Source organism: Streptococcus toyakuensis (genome assembly GCF_024346585.1).
GTDB classification, from domain to species: domain Bacteria; phylum Bacillota; class Bacilli; order Lactobacillales; family Streptococcaceae; genus Streptococcus; species Streptococcus toyakuensis.
Window position 1 is genome coordinate 870,331 of the sequence record NZ_AP024523.1, and the last position, 19,967, is coordinate 890,297.

Below are 19,967 nucleotides of genomic sequence, written 5' to 3' on the forward strand. Positions count from 1 at the left end.
GGAAAAAATTTCAAATAAGCTACTAGGTCTTTTCCAAAGAAAGTGGTACAATAATGAGATGAGTAAATGAAATGGGAGGGAAAATGAGGTTATTACCTATAAGAAAAATATCACGTCAGTCTAAGAGGCTAGCGCTTTTTTTGACTTTTTGTGCAGGTTATGTAGATGCCTATACGTTTATTTTGCGAGGGAATACTCTTGTAGCTGGACAAACTGGGAATGTCGTCTTTCTTTCAGTAGAATTAATTCAAAATAATGTTTCAGATGTTAGGGACAAGGTTCTCACCTTGTTAGCTTTTATGATGGGGGTCTTTCTATTAACAATTTATAAGGAAAAATTGAGAATTGTGAAAAAGCCAATTTTGTCATTGCTTCCTTTAGCAATCTTATCAATCATTATTGGTTTTGTGCCGCAGACTGTAGATAATATCTATCTAGTACCTCCCTTGGCCTTCTGTATGGGATTGGTGACAACTGCTTTTGGAGAAGTGTCGGGTATTGCCTATAATAACGCTTTTATGACAGGGAATATCAAGCGGACCATGCTGGCTTTTGGAGATTATTTCCGAACCAAGCACACACCTTTTTTGCGTGAAGGATTCATATTTGTTAGCCTGCTTAGTAGTTTTGTCCTTGGCGTTGTCTTTTCAGCCTATTTGACGATTTTCTATCATGAAAAGACCATCCTTGGTGTTCCTATTATGATGAGTATTTTTTACCTCAGCATGCTTTTTGCATCTTGGCAGAAAAAAGTAAAAGAAAAAGCTTGATTTTAGGTGTTATTACTTGTAAGAAAATAGGAGATATGCTATACTTGAAGAGTTGACTATGCACGATCCTGTGCAACCGCACGAACATCGTTGTTTGATTATTCAAGTTTAAGTGGTTCGTCCCACGATGCTAGGCGAGTCTTCACAAAAAATTCGGGGAAACCCATAAAAATCATAGGAGGTGCATAATGAGCACATACGCAATTATCAAAACTGGCGGAAAACAAGTTAAAGTTGAAGTTGGTCAAGCAGTTTACGTTGAAAAATTGAACGTTGAAGCTGGTCAAGAAGTTACTTTTAACGAAGTTGTTCTTGTTGGTGGTGAAAACACTGTTGTCGGAACTCCACTTGTTGCTGGAGCTACTGTAGTTGGAACTGTTGAAAAACAAGGAAAACAAAAGAAAGTTGTTACTTACAAGTACAAACCTAAAAAAGGTAGCCACCGTAAACAAGGTCACCGTCAACCATATACAAAAGTTGTCATCAACGCAATCAACGCTTAATTTTAAGGAGAACACATGATACAGGCAGTCTTTGAGAGAGCCGAAGATGGCGAGCTGAGGAGTGCGGAAATTACTGGACACGCCGAGAGTGGCGAATACGGCTTTGATGTCGTGTGTGCATCGGTTTCTACGCTTGCCATTAACTTTATCAATTCTATTGAGAAATTTGCAGGCTATGAACCAATCCTAGAATTAAACGAAGATGAAGGTGGCTATCTGATGGTTGAAATACCAAAAGATCTTCCTTCACACCAGAGAGAAATGACCCAGTTATTCTTTGAATCATTTTTCTTAGGTATGGCAAACTTATCGGAGAACTCTTCTGAGTTCGTCCAAACCAGAGTTATCACAGAAAACTAACACGGAGGAAAACATTATGTTAAAAATGACTCTTAACAACTTGCAACTTTTCGCCCACAAAAAAGGTGGAGGTTCTACATCAAACGGACGTGATTCACAAGCGAAACGTCTTGGAGCTAAAGCAGCTGACGGACAAACTGTAACAGGTGGATCAATCCTTTACCGTCAACGTGGTACACACATCTACCCAGGTGTAAACGTTGGACGTGGTGGAGACGATACTTTGTTCGCTAAAGTTGAAGGCGTAGTACGCTTTGAACGTAAAGGACGCGATAAAAAACAAGTTTCTGTTTACCCAATCGCAAAATAAAAAGGTCCAGTGAACCTTTTTATCCCGAGCCTTGAAATATAAAGGCGAGGAAGCTAGAAGTAGCATTAAATAAGGCTTTCCGAGTTTTCGGAGAGCCTGCTTTTTTTGTTTTGGTACCCATATTTTAAAATCCTATATAAGAAGCGAACTTGTCGGCTACTTTGTCTTTTAGATACAATTATAAAATAGTGGAATGTGAGCCTTTTACAGTAATGAATGTTATAAGGGAATAAGATATTGTAAAAATTGCTAAGATTTGATATAATAATTTTATCTTAGTAAGCTAGCAGAAATATGGAAAGGATGTAAACCTGTATGAAAAAAATTATCACTATAATAGTCTGTTCAATCTCTTTTCTTGTTTTATCTGCTTGTGTCAGTAAGAAAAAACTTGTTCTTCCTGAACCTGAAACGATCTCTGTAATTTCCCTGCAGAAAAAAATCTCTGAAGATATTAAAACTATAACCAAGAGAGAAGAAATCTCAAAATTGATTGACGAGATACAGAAGCAGTCCACCTCCACAACTTTAGAAAGTTTAAATGATCAACCGACAAATGTTAAAGATTACATCATTATCAAATTCTCTCATCAGAATGAAGAAAATGATAGTGTAGCCTATCTATATACTATGAAAGAAAAACAATATATTGAACAACCCTATGTTGGGATTTGGGAGGTAAGTCCAGATATAGCGAATAGGGTTGAAGAAGCTTATTCTAGTTGATTTATAGAATAAAAGAAATTTTTAGAGAGTTTTCTTGTATCATGTTTTAAACGGTAAATCAACAAGATTTGCTGTTTTTATTTGTTTGAAATAAAATGAGGACTGAAAAAAGATATCATTCTAATTCTTGTATTGGGGTATTAGAGTATTCGCTTAGACTTGAAAATTTCCAGACTCTTTTCCTTTTTGGAAAACTTCTAAAATATGGTATAATGAAAAGATAAAGAAGTTGGGGGTAGAAGATGAACATTCAACAATTACGCTATGTTGTGGCCATTGCCAATAGTGGTACTTTCCGTGAAGCTGCTGAAAAGATGTATGTTAGTCAGCCGAGTCTGTCTATTTCTGTTCGTGATTTGGAGAAAGAGTTGGGCTTTAAGATTTTCCGTCGGACCAGCTCAGGGACTTTCTTGACCCGTCGTGGTATGGAATTCTATGAAAAAGCGCAAGAATTGGTTAAAGGATTTGATATTTTTCAAAATCAGTATGCCAATCCTGAAGAAGAAAAAGATGAATTTTCCATTGCTAGTCAGCACTATGACTTCTTGCCACCAACCATTACGGCCTTTTCAGAGCGCTATCCTGACTATAAAAACTTCCGTATTTTTGAATCAACTACTGTTCAAATCTTAGATGAAGTAGCGCAAGGGCATAGTGAGATTGGGATTATCTACCTTAACAATCAAAATAAAAAGGGGATTATGCAACGGGTTGAAAAGCTAGGCCTAGAGGTCATTGAATTAATTCCCTTCCATACCCATATTTATCTTCGTGAAGGGCATCCTTTGGCTCAGAAAGAGGAATTGGTCATGGAGGATTTAGCAGATCTACCAACGGTTCGTTTCACTCAAGAGAAAGATGAGTACCTTTATTATTCAGAGAACTTTGTCGATACCAGTGCGAGTTCACAGATGTTTAATGTGACAGACCGTGCTACCTTGAATGGTATTTTAGAGCGGACGGACGCCTATGCAACAGGTTCTGGTTTTTTAGATAGTGACAGTGTTAATGGCATCACAGTTATTCGTCTCAAGGATAACCTAGATAATCGCATGGTCTATGTTAAACGTGAAGAAGTAGAGCTGAGTCAAGCTGGGGCTCTCTTTGTAGAAGTCATGCAAGAATATTTTGATCAAAAGAGGAAATCATGAAAAAAAGAGGAATAGTGGCAGTCATTGTACTGCTTTTGATTGCGCTGGATCAGTTGGTCAAATCCTATATCGTCCAGCAGATTCCACTGGGTGAAGTGCGCTCTTGGATTCCCAATTTCGTTAGCTTGACCTACCTGCAAAATCGAGGGGCAGCCTTTTCTATCTTACAAGACCAGCAGTGGTTATTTGCTATCATTACACTGGTCGTTATGGTAGGTGCCATTTGGTATCTACATAAACACATGGAGGACTCATTCTGGATGGTCTTGGGTTTGACCTTGATAATCGCAGGTGGTCTTGGAAACTTTATTGACAGAGTCAGTCAGGGCTTTGTTGTGGATATGTTCCACCTTGACTTTATTAATTTTGCAATTTTCAATGTTGCAGATAGCTATTTGACTGTTGGAGTGATTATTTTATTAATTGCAATGCTAAAAGAGGAAATAAATGGAAATTAAAATTGAAACTGGTGGCCTGCGTTTGGATAAGGCTTTGTCGGATTTGACAGAATTATCACGCAGTCTCGCGAATGAAAAAATCAAATCAGGACAGGTCTTGGTCAATGGGCAAGTCAAGAAAGCTAAATACACAGTTCAAGAAGGCGATGTCGTCACTTACCATCTGCCAGAACCAGAGGTTTTAGAGTATGTAGCTGAGAATCTTCCGCTAGAAATCATCTACCAAGATGAGGATGTGGCCGTCGTTAACAAACCTCAGGGGATGGTTGTGCATCCGAGTGCTGGTCATACTAGTGGAACTCTGGTAAATGCCCTTATGTATCATATTAAGGACTTGTCGGGTATCAATGGGGTTCTGCGTCCAGGAATTGTTCACCGTATTGATAAGGATACGTCAGGTCTTCTCATGATTGCTAAAAACGATGAGGCGCATCTAGCACTTGCCCAAGAACTTAAGGATAAAAAGTCTCTCCGCAAATATTGGGCGATTGTTCATGGAAATTTGCCTAATGATTGTGGTGTGATTGAAGCGCCGATTGGCCGTAGTGAAAAAGACCGTAAGAAACAGGCTGTGACTGCTAAAGGGAAGCCTGCAGTGACCCGTTTCCACGTTTTGGAACGCTTTGGTGATTATAGCTTAGTGGAGTTGCAACTGGAGACAGGGCGCACTCATCAAATCCGTGTTCACATGGCTTATATCGGCCATCCAGTCGCTGGTGATGAAGTCTATGGTCCTCGCAAGACTTTGAAAGGACATGGACAATTTCTTCATGCCAAGACTCTAGGTTTTACTCATCCGAGAACAGGTGAGACCTTGGAATTTACAGCAGATATCCCAGAGATTTTTAAGAAAACATTGGAGAGATTGAGAAAGTAAGAATGAAAAAGAAATTAACTAGTTTAGCACTTGCAGGCGCTTTTTTAGGTTTGTCATGGTATGGAAATGTTCAAGCTCAAGAAAGTTCAGGAAATAAAATCCACTTTATCAATGTTCAAGAAGGTGGCAGTGATGCAATCATTCTTGAAAGTAATGGACATTTTGCCATGGTGGATACAGGAGAAGATTATGATTTCCCAGATGGAAGTGATTCTCGTTACCCATGGAGAGAAGGAATTGAAACGTCTTATAAGCATGTTCTGACAGACCGTGTCTTTCGTCGTTTGAAGGAATTGGGTGTCCAAAAACTTGATTTTATTTTAGTGACCCATACCCACAGTGATCATATTGGAAATGTTGATGAATTACTTTCTACCTACCCAGTTGACCGAGTCTATCTTAAAAAATATAGTGATAATCGTATTACTAATTCTGAACGTCTATGGGATAATCTGTATGGCTATGATAAGGTTTTACAGACTGCCGCTGAAAAAGGTGTTTCAGTTATTCAAAATATCACACAAGGGGATGCTCATTTTCAGTTTGGAGACATGGATATTCAACTCTATAACTATGAAAATGAAACTGATTCATCAGGTGAATTAAAGAAAATTTGGGATGACAATTCCAATTCCTTGATTAGCGTGGTGAAAGTCAATGGTAAGAAAATTTACCTTGGGGGCGACTTAGATAATGTTCATGGAGCAGAAGACAAGTATGGTCCTCTCATTGGAAAAGTTGATTTGATGAAGTTTAACCATCACCGTGATACCAATAAATCAAACACCAAGGATTTCATTAAACATTTGAGTCCGAGTTTGATTGTTCAAACCTCGGATAGTTTACCTTGGAAAAATGGTGTTGATAGTGAGTATGTTAATTGGCTCAAAGAACGAGGAATTGAGAGAATCAACGCAGCCAGCAAAGACTATGATGCAACAGTTTTTGATATTCGACAAGATGGTTTAGTAAACATTTCAACTTCCTACAAGCCGATTCCAAGTTTTCAAGATGGTTGGCATAAGAGTGCATATGGGAATTGGTGGTATCAAGCACCTGATTCTACAGGAGAGTATGCAGTAGGTTGGAATGAAATCGAAGGTGAATGGTATTACTTTAACCAAACGGGTATCTTGTTACAGAATCAATGGAAAAAATGGAACAATCATTGGTTCTATTTGACAGACTCTGGTGCTTCTGCTAAAAATTGGAAGAAAATTGATGGAATCTGGTATTATTTCAACAAAGAAAATCAGATGGAAATTGGTTGGGTAAATACTGGAAGTCAGAACTATTATTTATCAAACGATGGCTCTATGAAGACAGGTTGGCTTCAATATAAGGGGCAATGGTATTACTTTGCTCAATCAGGAGAAATGAAAACGGGTTGGGTAAAAGATAAAGAAACCTGGTACTATATGGATTCTACTGGTATCATGAAGACAGGCGAGATAGAAGTTGCTGGTCATCATTACTATCTAGAAGATTCAGGAGCTATGAAGCAAGGTTGGCTTAAAAAGGCAAATGCTTGGTATTTCTACAAGGAAGATGGTTCACGAGCTGTTGGTTGGATTAAAAACAAGGATAAATGGTACTTCTTGAAAGAAAATGGTCAATTGCTTGTGAACGGTAAGACACCAGAAGGCTATACTGTTGATTCAAGTGGTGCCTGGTTAGTGGATGTTCCGGTCGAGAAATCTGTTACAACTAAAGTCACAAGTCATTCAGAAATAAAAGAATCCAAAGAAGTAGTGAAAAAAGATCTTGAAAGTAAAGAAATTAGACAGAATGAAGGTGTTACAAGCGCTTCAACTAGTCAAGATTTGACTTCTTCAACTTCACAAAGCTCTGAGACGAGTACAAATAAATCGGAATCAGAACAGTAGTAAAAAAGAAGGTTTTAGGGCCTTCTTTTTCCTATCAACTCTTTTCTATTTTATGCTATTCATGTTATAATGGATAAATATGAAGAATCGGAGTGAGACTATGAAATACAAACGGATCGTCTTTAAGGTGGGGACTTCTTCTCTGACAAATGAGGATGGAAGTTTATCACGTAGTAAGGTAAAGGCTATTACCCAGCAGTTGGCTATGTTGCACGAGGCGGGTCATGAGTTGATTTTGGTGTCGTCGGGAGCCATTGCTGCCGGTTTTGGAGCCTTAGGATTTAAAAAGCGTCCGACTAAGATTGCTGATAAACAGGCTTCAGCAGCGGTAGGGCAAGGGCTTTTGTTGGAAGAATACACGACCAATCTTCTCTTGCGCCAAATCGTTTCTGCACAAATTTTGCTGACCCAGGATGACTTTGTGGATAAGCGCCGTTATAAAAATGCCCATCAGGCTTTGTCGGTTCTACTTAGCCGTGGAGCGATTCCTATCATAAACGAGAATGACAGTGTCGTCATTGATGAGCTCAAGGTCGGGGACAATGACACTCTAAGTGCCCAGGTAGCGGCCATGGTCCAAGCAGACCTTTTGGTCCTCTTGACAGATGTAGACGGTCTCTATACAGGAAATCCTAATTCAGATCCAACAGCCAAACGCTTGGAGAGAATTGAGACCATCAATCGTGAGATTATTGATATGGCCGGTGGAGCAGGTTCTTCAAACGGAACTGGGGGCATGTTAACCAAAATCAAAGCTGCAACTATCGCGACAGAATCAGGAGTTCCTGTTTATATCTGCTCATCCTTGAAGTCAGATGCCATGATTGAGGCAGCTGAGGAGACCAAGGATGGTTCCTACTTTGTTGCTCAAGAGAAGGGACTTCGTACCCAGAAACAATGGCTGGCCTTTTATGCTCAGAGTCAAGGTTCTATTTGGGTCGATAGAGGGGCTGCAGAAGCTCTCTCCCAACATGGAAAGAGTCTTCTTTTATCTGGTATTGTTGACGCAGAAGGAGCCTTTTCTTACGGTGATATCGTGACAGTATTTGACAAGGAAAGTGGAAAATCACTTGGAAAAGGACGCGTGCAATTTGGAGCATCTGCTTTGGAGGATATGTTGCGTTCTCAAAAAGCCAAGGGTATCTTGATTCACCGTGATGACTGGATTTCCATTACTCCTGAAATCCAACTACTCTTTACAGAATTTTAGAGGTAAACTATGGTAAGTACACAAGAACAATTTGAACAGGTACAGGCTGTTAAAAAATCAATCAACACAGCTAGTGAAGAGGTGAAAAACCAAGCCTTGCTAGCCATGGTTGATCACTTAGTGGCTGCTACAGAGGAAATTTTAGCAGCCAATGCCCTTGATATGGAAGCTGCTAAGGGTAAAATCTCAGATGTGATGCTGGATCGTCTTTATTTGGATGCAAGTCGTATAGAAACGATGGCAAGAGGGATTCGTGAAGTGGTTGCTTTACCAGATCCAATAGGTGAAGTCTTAGAAACCAATCAGCTTGAAAATGGCTTGGTTATCACCAAGAAACGGGTGGCTATGGGGGTTATTGGTATTATCTATGAAAGTCGTCCAAATGTGACGTCTGACGCGGCTGCTCTGGCTCTCAAGAGTGGAAATGCAGTTGTTCTTCGTAGTGGGAAGGATGCCTATCAAACAGCTCATGCTATTGTCACAGCCTTGAAAAAGGGCTTGGAGACGACTACTATTCATCCAGATGTGATTCAACTGGTGGAAGATACTAGCCGAGAAAGCAGCTATGCTATGATGAAGGCAAAGGGCTATCTAGATCTTCTCATTCCTCGTGGGGGAGCTGGTTTGATCAATGCAGTGGTTGAGAATGCTATCGTACCTGTTATCGAGACCGGGACTGGGATTGTCCATATCTATGTGGACAAGGATACAGACAAAGATAAGGCTCTGTCTATCATCAACAATGCCAAAACTAGTCGTCCTTCTGTCTGCAATGCCATGGAGGTTTTACTTGTTCATGAAGACAAGGCAGCAAGCTTCCTTCCTCGCTTGGAGCAAGTTCTAGTTGCAGAGCGTAAAGAAGCTGGGTTGGGACCAATTGAATTTCGACTTGATAGCAAAGCAAGCCAGTTTGTTTCAGGTCACGCAGCTGAAGCACAAGACTTTGACACCGAGTTTTTAGACTATGTATTAGCTGTTAAGGTTGTGAGCAGTTTAGAAGAAGCTGTTGCCCATATTGAGGCTCACAGTACCCATCATTCGGATGCAATTGTAACTGAAAATGCTGAAGCTGCAGCTTACTTTACAGATCAAGTGGACTCTGCAGCTGTCTATGTCAATGCCTCAACTCGTTTCACAGATGGAGGCCAATTTGGTCTTGGATGTGAAATGGGGATTTCAACTCAGAAACTGCACGCGCGTGGTCCAATGGGATTAAAAGAGTTGACTAGCTACAAGTATGTGGTTATGGGTGATGGTCAGATAAGGGAGTAAGAGATGAAAATTGGATTTATCGGTTTGGGGAATATGGGAGCTAGCTTGGCTAAGGCTGTTTTGCAGGCCAAGACGGGCGATGACATTCTTCTTGCCAATCGTAGCCAAGCCAAGGTGGATGCTTTCATTGCAGACTTTGGTGGTCAGGCTTCCAGCAATGAAAAAATATTCGCAGAAGCAGATGTGATTTTTCTAGGAGTGAAGCCTGCTCAGTTTTCTGAACTGCTTTCTCAATATCAGACCATCCTTGAAAAACGAGAAAGTCTTCTTTTGATTTCGATGGCAGCTGGATTAACTTTAGAAAAACTAGCAAGTCTTATACCAAGTCACCACAGAATTATTCGTATGATGCCAAATACCCCTGCTTCTATCGGACAAGGAGTGATTAGTTATGCCTTGTCTTCTAATTGCAGGACTGAGGACAGTGAGCTCTTTTGTCAGCTGTTAACCAAGGCTGGCCTCTTGGTTGAACTGGGAGAAGGCTTAATCGACGCGGCGACAGGTCTTGCAGGCTGTGGGCCGGCCTTTGTCTATCTTTTTATTGAGGCTTTGGCGGATGCGGGGGTTCAGACGGGATTACCACGAGAAACAGCATTGAAAATGGCAGCCCAAACTGTGGTAGGAGCTGGACAATTGGTCTTAGAAAGCCAAGAGCATCCTGGGGTCTTAAAAGACCAAGTTTGCAGCCCAGGCGGTTCGACTATCGCTGGTGTAGCAAGCCTAGAAGCGCATGCTTTTCGAGGAACGGTCATGGAGGCAGTCACTAAAGCCTACAAACGAACTAAAAAACTTGGTAAATAAGAGGTGGATTTGTCTGCCTCTTTTATGGTGGTTGATACTCTTTGAAAATCTCTTCAAACTGCGTCAGCTTCCATCTGCAACCTCAAAACAGTGTTTTTAGCAACCTGCGGCTAGCTTCCTAGTTTGCTCTTTGATTTTCATTGAGTATGAAATGAGAAGCAAAAAGATTGTCACAAACCCCTATTTTTTTGATAGAATAGAAGTAGTAAAAAAGAAATGAGTTAGACATGTCAAAAGGATTTTTAGTCTCTCTTGAGGGACCAGAGGGAGCAGGCAAGACCAGTGTTTTAGAGGCTCTGCTCCCAATTTTCGAGGAAAAAGGAGTAGAGGTGCTGACGACCCGTGAACCTGGCGGAGTCTTGATTGGGGAGAAGATTCGGGAAGTGATTCTGGATCCAAGTCATACTCAGATGGATGCGAAGACAGAGTTGCTTCTTTATATTGCTAGTCGCAGACAGCACTTGGTGGAAAAAGTTCTTCCAGCACTTGAAGCTGGCAAGTTGGTCATTATGGACCGCTTCATCGATAGTTCCGTTGCATATCAGGGATTTGGTCGTGGCTTGGATATTGACGCCATTGATTGGCTCAATCACTTTGCGACAGATGGACTCAAACCTGATTTGACACTCTATTTTGACATCGAGGTCGAAGAAGGACTGGCTCGTATTGCTGCTAATAGTGACCGCGAGGTTAATCGTTTGGATTTGGAAGGGTTGGACTTGCATAAAAAAGTTCGTAAAGGTTATCTTTCTCTCTTGGAAAAAGAAGGAAATCGTATTGTCAAGATTGATGCTAGTCTTCCATTGGAGCAGGTTGTGGAAACTACCAAGGCTGTCTTGTTTGACAGAATGGGCTTGGCCAAATGAAACAAGATCAACTAAAGGCTTGGCAACCAGCCCAGTTTGACCGCTTTGTCCGTATTCTAGAACAAAACCAGCTCAATCACGCCTATCTCTTTTCAGGTTTCTTTGGAAGCTTGGAAATGGCGCAATTTTTGGCTAAGAGCCTCTTTTGTACGGATAAAGTAGGCGTTTTACCATGTGAAAACTGCCGAAATTGTAAGCTGATTGAACAGGGAGAATTTCCTGATGTCACCTTGATTAAGCCAGTTAATCAGGTCATCAAGACAGAACGGATTCGAGAATTGGTGGGGCAGTTTTCTCAAGCAGGGATTGAAAGCCAACAACAGGTCTTTATTATCGAGCAAGCTGAGAAAATGCATCCTAACGCAGCCAATTCTCTGCTCAAGGTCATCGAAGAACCCCAGAGTGAGGTTTACATTTTCTTCTTGACCAGCGATGAGGAAAAGATCTTACCTACAATCCGAAGTCGGACGCAAATTTTTCACTTTAAAAAGCAGGAAGAGAAGCTCATCTTACTCTTAGAACAAATGGGGTTGGTTAAGAAAAAAGCGACTCTCCTAGCCCAGTTTAGTCAATCGCGAGCTGAAGCGGAAAAGTTGGCTAATCAGGCAAGTTTTTGGACCTTAGTCGATGAAAGTGAACGCCTGCTGATTTGGTTAGTGGCTAAGAAAAAAGAAAGTTATTTGCAGGTTGCTAAATTAGCGAACTTGGCAGATGACAAGGAAAAACAAGATCAGGTTTTACGGATTCTTGAAGTTCTATGTGGACAAGATATCCTACAAGCAAGAGTTAGAGTGATTCTACAAGATTTGCTAGAAGCTAGAAAAATGTGGCAAGCTAATGTCAGCTTTCAAAATGCCATGGAATATTTGATCTTGAAAGAAATATAAACTCAAAAATGAATGATAAAGAAAGGAAAGGGCTGTTTTATGGACAAAAAAGAATTATTTGACGCGCTAGATGATTTTTCCCAACAGTTATTGGTAACCTTGGCCGATGTGGAAGCCATCAAGAAAAATCTCAAGAGCCTAGTAGAAGAAAATACAGCTCTTCGCTTGGAAAATAGTAAGTTGCGCGAACGCTTGGGTGAGGTGGAAGCAGACGCTCCCGTCAAGGCTAAACATGTTCGCGAAAGTGTCCGTCGCATTTACCGTGATGGATTTCACGTATGTAATGATTTTTATGGACAACGTCGAGAGCAGGACGAGGAATGTATGTTCTGTGATGAGTTGTTATACAGGGAGTAGGCATGCAAATTCAAAAAAGTTTTAAGGGGCAGTCTCCCTACGGCAAGCTGTACCTAGTGGCAACGCCGATTGGCAATCTAGATGATATGACCTTTCGAGCTATTCAGACCTTGAAAGAGGTGGCCTGGATTGCTGCTGAGGACACGCGTAATACAGGACTTCTGCTCAAGCATTTTGACATTTCTACAAAGCAGATCAGTTTTCATGAGCACAATGCCAAGGAAAAGATTCCTGATTTGATTAGTTTCCTGAAAGCAGGGCAAAGTATTGCTCAAATATCGGATGCAGGTTTGCCAAGCATCTCAGACCCTGGTCATGATTTGGTTAAGGCAGCTATTGAGGAAGATATTGCTGTTGTCACAGTTCCAGGTGCCTCTGCAGGAATTTCTGCCTTGATCGCTAGTGGTTTAGCGCCACAGCCACATATCTTTTACGGCTTTTTACCGAGAAAATCAGGTCAGCAAAAGCAATTTTTCGACTCGAAAAAAGACTATCCTGAAACTCAAATTTTCTATGAATCTCCCCATCGTGTGTCAGATACGTTAGAAAATATGCTAGAAGTCTACGGTGACCGCTCGGTCGTCTTGGTCAGGGAATTGACCAAAATCTATGAAGAATACCAAAGAGGTACCATTTCTGAATTGCTGGAAAGCATCGCTGAAACGCCACTTAAGGGAGAATGCCTTCTCATTGTTGAAGGTGCCAGTCAGGATGTGGAGGAAAAAGACGAGGAAGACTTGTTCTTAGAAATCCAAGCCCGCATCCAACATGGTATGAAGAAAAATCAAGCTATCAAGGAAGTCGCTAAGATTTACCAGTGGAATAAAAGTCAACTCTACGCTGCCTATCACGACTGGGAAGAAAACCAAGAAAATGACTAAACAGGGAAGTTTGCCTTCTTCCCTTTTTTTGTTATACTAGTAGAAGAAAAAATAGAAAGATTTGTGGGAGTGAAAAAGTCCGGGGACTTTTTCAGCCTGATCCAAGAAATTCGAAAACTCTTAAGTTTGATTGGCTTTTTCAATGTGAACCTTGTCTTCACACTCCCAAAGAGGTATTAGTGTCGTGTCTCAATCTTATATCAATGTTATCGGAGCAGGTTTGGCAGGGTCTGAAGCTGCTTACCAAATCGCAGAACGTGGTATTCCAGTTAAACTCTATGAAATGCGTGGTGTCAAGTCAACACCTCAGCACAAAACAGACAATTTTGCAGAGTTAGTTTGTTCCAATTCTCTTCGTGGAGATGCTCTGACAAATGCTGTTGGGCTTCTCAAGGAAGAAATGCGTCGCTTGGGTTCTGTTATCTTGGAATCTGCTGAAGCTACACGTGTTCCTGCAGGTGGAGCCCTTGCGGTGGACCGCGATGGTTTCTCTCAAATGGTGACCGAAAAAGTGGCCAATCATCCCTTGATTGAAGTGGTTCGTGATGAAATTACAGAATTGCCGACGGATGTTATTACGGTTGTCGCTACTGGTCCTTTGACCAGCGATGCCCTAGCTGAAAAAATTCATGACCTTAATGACGGCGATGGCTTCTATTTCTATGACGCGGCAGCACCGATTATCGATGTCAACACCATCGATATGAGCAAGGTTTATCTCAAGTCTCGTTATGACAAGGGAGAGGCGGCCTATCTCAATGCGCCCATGACCAAGCAAGAATTTATGGATTTTCATGAAGCCTTGGTCAATGCTGAAGAAGCACCGCTGAATTCTTTTGAAAAAGAAAAGTACTTTGAAGGATGTATGCCAATCGAAGTCATGGCCAAGCGTGGCATTAAAACCATGCTTTATGGTCCCATGAAACCAGTTGGTCTGGAGTATCCAGATGACTACACAGGCCCTCGTGATGGAGATTTCAAAACTCCATATGCGGTTGTCCAGCTCCGTCAGGATAATGCGGCTGGTAGTCTCTATAATATCGTTGGATTCCAGACCCACCTCAAATGGGGAGAACAAAAGCGTGTCTTCCAAATGATTCCAGGTCTTGAAAATGCGGAGTTTGTTCGCTATGGGGTCATGCATCGCAATTCTTATATGGATTCACCGAACTTGCTAGAACAAACCTATCGTTCTAAGAAACAACCAAACCTTTTCTTTGCTGGTCAAATGACGGGTGTGGAAGGCTATGTTGAGTCAGCAGCTTCAGGCTTGGTTGCAGGTATTAACGCAGCTCGTCTCTTTAAGGGTGAAAGTGAAGCTATCTTCCCAGAGACCACAGCGATTGGAAGTCTAGCTCATTACATCACTCATGCGGACAGCAAACATTTCCAACCAATGAATGTCAATTTTGGGATTATCAAGGAATTGGAAGGCGAGCGTATCCGTGATAAAAAAGCTCGTTATGAAAAAATTGCAGAGCGTGCTCTTACCGACTTAGAGGAATTTTTAACGGTTTAATTTTTTTGAAAGAATTGCTCATGATACTATAAAAATCTTAGAAATTGTGATAAAATAGGTAGGATAAAAAAAGGAGAGTAAAAATGGCGAACCCCAAGTATAAACGTATTTTAATCAAGTTATCAGGTGAAGCCCTTGCCGGTGAACGTGGCGTAGGGATTGATATCCAGACAGTTCAAACAATCGCAAAAGAGATTCAAGAAGTTCATAGCTTAGGTATCGAAATTGCCCTTGTTATTGGTGGAGGAAATCTCTGGCGTGGAGAACCTGCTGCAGAAGCAGGAATGGACCGCGTTCAGGCCGATTACACTGGAATGCTTGGGACCGTGATGAATGCTCTTGTGATGGCAGATTCATTGCAGCAAGTTGGTGTCGATACGCGTGTGCAAACTGCCATTGCCATGCAACAAGTGGCAGAGCCGTACGTACGTGGACGTGCCCTTCGTCATCTTGAAAAAGGCCGCATCGTTATCTTTGGTGCTGGGATTGGTTCACCTTACTTCTCAACAGATACAACAGCTGCCCTTCGTGCAGCTGAAATCGAAGCGGATGCCATCCTTATGGCTAAAAATGGGGTAGACGGTGTTTACAATGCCGATCCTAAGAAAGACAAAACTGCCGTTAAGTTTGAAGAATTGACCCACCGTGACGTTATCAATAAAGGTCTTCGTATCATGGACTCAACTGCTTCAACCCTCTCTATGGACAACGACATTGACTTGGTTGTCTTCAATATGAACCAACCAGGCAACATCAAACGTGTCGTATTTGGTGAAAATATTGGAACAACAGTTTCAAACAATATCGAAGAAAAGGAATAAGAAAATTATGGCTAATGCAATTGTAGAAAAAGCTAAAGAGAGAATGACCCAGTCTCACCAATCACTTGCTCGTGAATTTGGTGGTATCCGTGCCGGTCGTGCCAACGCAAGCTTGCTAGACCGTATCCACGTAGAATACTACGGAGTCGAAACTCCTCTTAACCAAATCGCTTCAATTACTATTCCAGAAGCGCGTGTCTTGTTGGTAACACCATTTGACAAGTCTTCATTGAAAGACATCGAACGTGCCTTGAACGCTTCTGATCTTGGTATTACACCAGCTAATGACGGTTCTGTGATCCGCTTGGTTATCCCTGCTCTTACAGAAGAGACTCGTCGTGACCTTGCCAAAGAAGTGAAGAAGGTCGGTGAGAATGCTAAAGTGGCTGTCCGCAATATCCGTCGTGATGCTATGGACGAAGCTAAAAAGCAAGAAAAAGCAAAAGAAATCACTGAAGACGAATTGAAGACTCTTGAAAAAGATATTCAAAAAGTAACAGACGACGCTGTGAAACACATCGACGACATGACAGCCAATAAAGAAAAAGAAATCTTGGAAGTCTAAAAATAAACAGAAAAACTCAGTTGGCATTGCTGGCTGAGTTTTATTCGAAAGAAGGAAATATGAATACAAATCTTGCAAGTTTTATCGTTGGACTCATCATCGATGAAAATGACCGTTTTTACTTTGTGCAAAAGGATGGTCAGACCTATGCTCTTGCTAAGGAAGAAGGTCAACATACAGTAGGGGATACGGTCAAAGGTTTCGCCTACACGGATATGAATCAAAAACTCCGCCTGACAACCTTAGAAGTGACTGCCACTCAGGACCAATTTGGTTGGGGAACCGTAACAGAAGTTCGTAAGGATTTGGGTGTCTTTGTCGATACTGGTCTACCTGACAAGGAAATCGTTGTGTCACTCGATATCCTCCCTGAGTTCAAGGAACTCTGGCCTAAGAAGGGTGACAAACTCTACATCCGCCTTGAAGTGGACAAGAAAGACCGAATCTGGGGACTCTTGGCTTATCAAGAAGACTTCCAACGTCTGGCTCGTCCTGCCTACAACAATATGCAGAACCAAAACTGGCCAGCCATTGTTTACCGCCTCAAGCTGTCAGGGACCTTTGTCTATCTGCCAGAGAATAACATGCTTGGTTTCATTCACCCAAGTGAGCGCTATGCAGAGCCACGTTTAGGGCAAGTGTTAGATGCGCGTGTCATTGGTTTCCGAGAGGTTGACCGCACTCTTAATCTTTCTCTCAAACCGCGTTCTTTTGAGATGTTGGAAAATGATGCACAAATGATTCTGACTTACTTGGAAAGCAATGGCGGTTTCATGACTTTAAATGATAAGTCATCTCCTGATGATATCAAAGCAACCTTTGGTATTTCTAAAGGTCAGTTCAAGAAAGCACTCGGTGGCTTGATGAAGGCTGGCAAAATCAAGCAAGATCAGTTTGGGACAGAGTTGATTTAGGCCTTATAGACATGATAAAGAAACTTGAAGAAATGAGTTTAGAGGAACTCTGGCAACTTTTTCCGATTTTTTTAGTAGAGCACAAGCCAGAGTGGAAATACTGGTATGAATCGGAAAAAGCAAATCTGAAAAAAATATTGGGTGCAAATGTTATTAAAAGAATAGAACATATCGGTAGCACTGCTATCCCTAATATTTGGGCCAAAAATATCGTTGATATTCTGTTAGAAGTAGGTAAAATAGAGGATTTAGCAAGAGTTAGGGATTTATTGGTGAAGAATGGGTGGCTAGTGATGTCGGAGAGTCCTAACAGGATTTCGCTAAATAAAGGATATACAGAGCAGGGATTTGCTGAGAAAGTTTTTCATTTACATTTGCGAATGACGGGAGATCATGACGAGATTTATTTTAGAGATTATCTCTGCCAGCATCCAGATATTGCCCAAGCGTATCAGGAATTAAAACTAAGTTTGTGGAAAAAATTTGAACACAATCGAGACGCCTATACAGATGCTAAAACAGATTTTATAAACCACTACGTTTCAGAGGCTAAGTCCAGTAATTTTCAAGAATCAGAAAAGTGTCATTAAAAAACTCTTGATAGGAGAAAGAATTGAGAAAATCATTTTACACTTGGCTCATGACCGAGCGCAATCCTAAAAGTAATAGCCCTAAAGCCATCTTGGCAGACCTCGCTTTTGAAGAGTCAGCTTTTCCAAAACATACAGATGATTTTGATGAGGTGAGTCGCTTTCTGGAGGAGCATGCCAGTTTCTCTTTTAACCTAGGTGACTTTGACGCTATCTGGCAAGAATACTTAGAACACTAGAGACAATGAGATGAGGCTAGTATTTTATTGTTCTCTTTGCTATAATATAAAGAAATAAACGGATTAGAGAGGTTCTTTATTTGAAGGAACATTCAATAGACATTCAACTAAGTCACCCAGATGACTTGTTCCATCTTTTTGGTTCCAATGAGCGCCATCTTCGTTTGATGGAAGAAGAGCTCGATGTGGTGATTCATGCCCGTACGGAGATTGTGCAGGTTTTGGGAGAAGAAGCTGCCTGTGAGGAAGCCCGTCAGGTTATTCAGGCTTTGATGGTCTTGGTAAATCGTGGAATGACCGTTGGCACGCCAGATGTGGTGACTGCGATTAGCATGGTCAAAAACGATGAAATTGACAAGTTTGTCGCCCTTTACGAAGAAGAAATTATCAAGGATAATACTGGGAAGCCTATCCGTGTCAAAACCTTGGGTCAAAAGCTTTATGTGGACAGTGTCAAACAGCATGATGTGACCTTTGGAATCGGACCTGCAGGGACAGGGAAGACCTTTCTTGCAGTGACTTTGGCAGTAACTGCCCTTAAACGTGGGCAAGTCAAGCGGATTATCCTTACTCGTCCGGCAGTGGAAGCAGGCGAGAGTCTAGGATTTCTTCCGGGTGATCTTAAGGAGAAGGTCGATCCTTATCTTCGACCAGTTTATGATGCCTTGTATCAGATTCTCGGGAAAGACCAAACGACCCGTCTCATGGAGCGTGAAATTATCGAAATCGCGCCCCTCGCCTACATGCGTGGACGGACCTTGGATGATGCCTTTGTCATTCTCGATGAGGCGCAAAATACGACTATCATGCAGATGAAGATGTTCTTGACTCGTTTAGGCTTTAATTCGAAGATGATTGTCAATGGGGATATCAGTCAGATTGACCTGCCACGTAATGTTAAGTCCGGTTTGATTGATGCTCAAGAAAAGCTCAAGAACATTCACCAAATCGACTTTGTTCATTTTTCAGCTAAGGATGTGGTTCGCCATCCGGTTGTCGCTCAGATTATTCGAGCTTATGAACCCGCTCCAGTTAAGGTTGAAGAAAAGAACCAAGAGACAGAATAGCAAAAAAGAGCAGTTCAGATGCGAACTGCTTTTAAGTTGCCCTGTATAAAAAGTTGTATGGCTAATTTATTATATACAGAATAATGATGATTCTAATCTGATGTTGGTAAAATTCTAGAAATATTAGTGCTGAAACCTCCACATTTAAGTTAACTTATTATAAATTTTATTTTTTCTTAATTTCCTTAGCAATTAATAGGAAAAATTACGATAAATTTTATTGAAATAAAGATTTCAAAATGATAAAATGATATTTGGGTTAGAGTGGGCTTATGTCCAAAATTTGAAAGTACCTAACTCGCTTTCACATCTTAATAGAAAGGAGATATTATGAAAAAAGACAAGTGGTGGCTTCCATTTTTAGCAGTAGGAGTCATCATAGCTTTAGCGGTGGGTTTAATTTATTTCACTAGACCCACTAAGGATGGAGATATAGGAACGTCTTCAGTTTCGCAATCGACTTCAAGCGATGAGAACAATTCAGCTTTGAGTTTAAAAGGTCAACAACTTCCAGAATTTAAAATGACCTCTCAAGATGGAAAATTGATTGCTATCTCGGAACTGTATGATAAACCTATATTAGTTGTCGAATGGGCTAGTTGGTGTCCGCATTGCCAGAAACAACTACCCATTGTTCAGCAGATGTATGAAAAGTATGGAGATCAAATTCATTTTGTTCTTCTGAATATGAACGAACCAGGAAAAGAAACAAAGGAAACTGCTGATCAGTATATCAAAGAAAAAGGATATACTTTCCCGTATTATTATGACGAAGATCAGTTCGCAGCCGATCTTTTACAGGTTCAAACCATACCAAGTATGTATCTTGTGACAAAACAGCAACAGGTAAAGAATGTATTAGTAAATCATACCACTGCTGAAAATTTCTCGAAAGAGTTACAAGAACTGCTAAACTAACATACATTCATTTCGGAAA

Annotated in this window: 24 protein-coding genes, 1 pseudogene and 1 other annotated feature; of the genes and pseudogenes, 24 read left to right on the plus strand and 1 reads right to left on the minus strand. The window is 41.1% G+C overall.

What is annotated here, in order from left to right; genetic code table 11:
• Positions 1-71: 71 nt before the first annotated feature.
• The 5 genes from STYK_RS04525 (at position 72) to STYK_RS04545 (ending at position 2,669) form a co-directional block, all read left to right on the plus strand.
• A complete protein-coding gene (locus STYK_RS04525; protein WP_153210530.1) occupies positions 72-770 on the plus strand; it encodes a YoaK family protein in 699 nt (232 codons plus the stop codon).
• A gap of 64 nt (positions 771-834) precedes the next feature.
• Positions 835-922, plus strand: a sequence feature (ribosomal protein L21 leader region).
• 36 nt (positions 923-958) lie between these two features.
• A complete protein-coding gene (gene rplU, locus STYK_RS04530; protein WP_000109141.1) occupies positions 959-1,273 on the plus strand; it encodes a 50S ribosomal protein L21 in 315 nt (104 codons plus the stop codon).
• A 15-nt stretch (positions 1,274-1,288) separates the two neighbouring features.
• Entirely contained in the window at positions 1,289-1,633 is a 345-nt protein-coding gene (locus tag STYK_RS04535; RefSeq protein WP_000613694.1) for a ribosomal-processing cysteine protease Prp, read from the plus strand.
• A 16-nt stretch (positions 1,634-1,649) separates the two neighbouring features.
• Positions 1,650-1,943, plus strand: a complete 294-nt coding sequence (gene rpmA, locus STYK_RS04540) for a 50S ribosomal protein L27 (RefSeq protein WP_000916509.1) — start codon at positions 1,650-1,652, stop codon at positions 1,941-1,943.
• 315 nt (positions 1,944-2,258) lie between these two features.
• Positions 2,259-2,669, plus strand: a complete 411-nt coding sequence (locus STYK_RS04545) for a DUF5301 domain-containing protein (RefSeq protein WP_070842947.1) — start codon at positions 2,259-2,261, stop codon at positions 2,667-2,669.
• Between the two features lie 175 nt (positions 2,670-2,844).
• Here the strand turns inward: STYK_RS04545 and STYK_RS04550 are convergent.
• A pseudogene (locus tag STYK_RS04550) lies at positions 2,845-2,919 on the minus strand (AraC family transcriptional regulator); the annotation flags it as partial.
• On the opposite strand from STYK_RS04550, the gene STYK_RS04555 reads away from it, so the two are divergent.
• From STYK_RS04555 to STYK_RS04645, 19 genes are all read left to right on the plus strand, one after another.
• On the plus strand, positions 2,912-3,820 hold the full coding sequence (locus STYK_RS04555) for a LysR family transcriptional regulator (RefSeq protein WP_084924553.1): 909 nt from the start codon (positions 2,912-2,914) through the stop codon (positions 3,818-3,820). The pseudogene STYK_RS04550 and the gene STYK_RS04555 overlap by 8 nt on opposite strands.
• Positions 3,817-4,278: a signal peptidase II gene (gene lspA, locus STYK_RS04560; protein WP_084924552.1), complete on the plus strand. Its 462-nt coding sequence runs from the start codon at positions 3,817-3,819 to the stop codon at positions 4,276-4,278. The genes STYK_RS04555 and lspA overlap by 4 nt, the downstream gene beginning before the upstream one ends.
• Positions 4,268-5,155, plus strand: coding sequence for an RluA family pseudouridine synthase (locus tag STYK_RS04565; protein WP_084924550.1), 888 nt, complete (start codon positions 4,268-4,270; stop codon positions 5,153-5,155). The genes lspA and STYK_RS04565 overlap by 11 nt, the downstream gene beginning before the upstream one ends.
• 2 nt (positions 5,156-5,157) lie before the next feature.
• A complete protein-coding gene (cbpE, locus tag STYK_RS04570) occupies positions 5,158-7,041 on the plus strand; it encodes a phosphorylcholine esterase CbpE (protein ID WP_060628486.1) in 1,884 nt (627 codons plus the stop codon).
• Positions 7,042-7,141: 100 nt separating this feature from the next.
• Positions 7,142-8,251: a glutamate 5-kinase gene (gene proB / locus STYK_RS04575; RefSeq protein ID WP_060628485.1), complete on the plus strand. Its 1,110-nt coding sequence runs from the start codon at positions 7,142-7,144 to the stop codon at positions 8,249-8,251.
• A 9-nt stretch (positions 8,252-8,260) separates the two neighbouring features.
• Positions 8,261-9,523: a glutamate-5-semialdehyde dehydrogenase gene (locus STYK_RS04580; protein ID WP_261805319.1), complete on the plus strand. Its 1,263-nt coding sequence runs from the start codon at positions 8,261-8,263 to the stop codon at positions 9,521-9,523.
• Positions 9,524-9,526: 3 nt separating this feature from the next.
• Entirely contained in the window at positions 9,527-10,324 is a 798-nt protein-coding gene (proC, locus tag STYK_RS04585; RefSeq protein ID WP_261805320.1) for a pyrroline-5-carboxylate reductase, read from the plus strand.
• A 227-nt stretch (positions 10,325-10,551) separates the two neighbouring features.
• Positions 10,552-11,190 carry a dTMP kinase gene (gene tmk / locus STYK_RS04590; protein WP_173233913.1) on the plus strand — a complete coding sequence of 213 codons (639 nt, stop codon included), beginning with the start codon at positions 10,552-10,554 and terminating at the stop codon, positions 11,188-11,190.
• Entirely contained in the window at positions 11,187-12,077 is an 891-nt protein-coding gene (locus STYK_RS04595; RefSeq protein ID WP_261805321.1) for a DNA polymerase III subunit delta', read from the plus strand. Before tmk ends, STYK_RS04595 begins: the two co-directional genes overlap by 4 nt.
• A 39-nt stretch (positions 12,078-12,116) precedes the next feature.
• Positions 12,117-12,434, plus strand: coding sequence for a DNA replication initiation control protein YabA (yabA, locus tag STYK_RS04600; RefSeq protein WP_000358228.1), 318 nt, complete (start codon positions 12,117-12,119; stop codon positions 12,432-12,434).
• A gap of 2 nt (positions 12,435-12,436) precedes the next feature.
• Complete coding sequence (gene rsmI / locus STYK_RS04605; RefSeq protein ID WP_261805322.1) at positions 12,437-13,315, plus strand: 16S rRNA (cytidine(1402)-2'-O)-methyltransferase; 879 nt, start codon at positions 12,437-12,439, stop codon at positions 13,313-13,315.
• Between the two features lie 184 nt (positions 13,316-13,499).
• On the plus strand, positions 13,500-14,834 hold the full coding sequence (trmFO, locus tag STYK_RS04610; protein ID WP_261805323.1) for a methylenetetrahydrofolate--tRNA-(uracil(54)-C(5))-methyltransferase (FADH(2)-oxidizing) TrmFO: 1,335 nt from the start codon (positions 13,500-13,502) through the stop codon (positions 14,832-14,834).
• Positions 14,835-14,917: 83 nt separating this feature from the next.
• Complete coding sequence (pyrH, locus tag STYK_RS04615) at positions 14,918-15,655, plus strand: UMP kinase (protein WP_000002996.1); 738 nt, start codon at positions 14,918-14,920, stop codon at positions 15,653-15,655.
• A 7-nt stretch (positions 15,656-15,662) separates the two neighbouring features.
• Positions 15,663-16,220, plus strand: coding sequence for a ribosome recycling factor (frr, locus tag STYK_RS04620; protein WP_001262235.1), 558 nt, complete (start codon positions 15,663-15,665; stop codon positions 16,218-16,220).
• Positions 16,221-16,279: 59 nt separating this feature from the next.
• A complete protein-coding gene (cvfB, locus tag STYK_RS04625; protein WP_001095466.1) occupies positions 16,280-17,134 on the plus strand; it encodes an RNA-binding virulence regulatory protein CvfB in 855 nt (284 codons plus the stop codon).
• An 11-nt stretch (positions 17,135-17,145) separates the two neighbouring features.
• Positions 17,146-17,724: a GrpB family protein gene (locus tag STYK_RS04630; protein ID WP_261805324.1), complete on the plus strand. Its 579-nt coding sequence runs from the start codon at positions 17,146-17,148 to the stop codon at positions 17,722-17,724.
• Positions 17,725-17,747: 23 nt separating this feature from the next.
• Complete coding sequence (locus tag STYK_RS04635; RefSeq protein WP_001232084.1) at positions 17,748-17,963, plus strand: YozE family protein; 216 nt, start codon at positions 17,748-17,750, stop codon at positions 17,961-17,963.
• Between the two features lie 80 nt (positions 17,964-18,043).
• Entirely contained in the window at positions 18,044-19,030 is a 987-nt protein-coding gene (locus STYK_RS04640) for a PhoH family protein (protein WP_049550008.1), read from the plus strand.
• A gap of 330 nt (positions 19,031-19,360) precedes the next feature.
• Positions 19,361-19,948: a TlpA family protein disulfide reductase gene (locus tag STYK_RS04645; protein ID WP_063641737.1), complete on the plus strand. Its 588-nt coding sequence runs from the start codon at positions 19,361-19,363 to the stop codon at positions 19,946-19,948.
• The last annotated feature ends 19 nt before the right edge of the window (positions 19,949-19,967 follow it).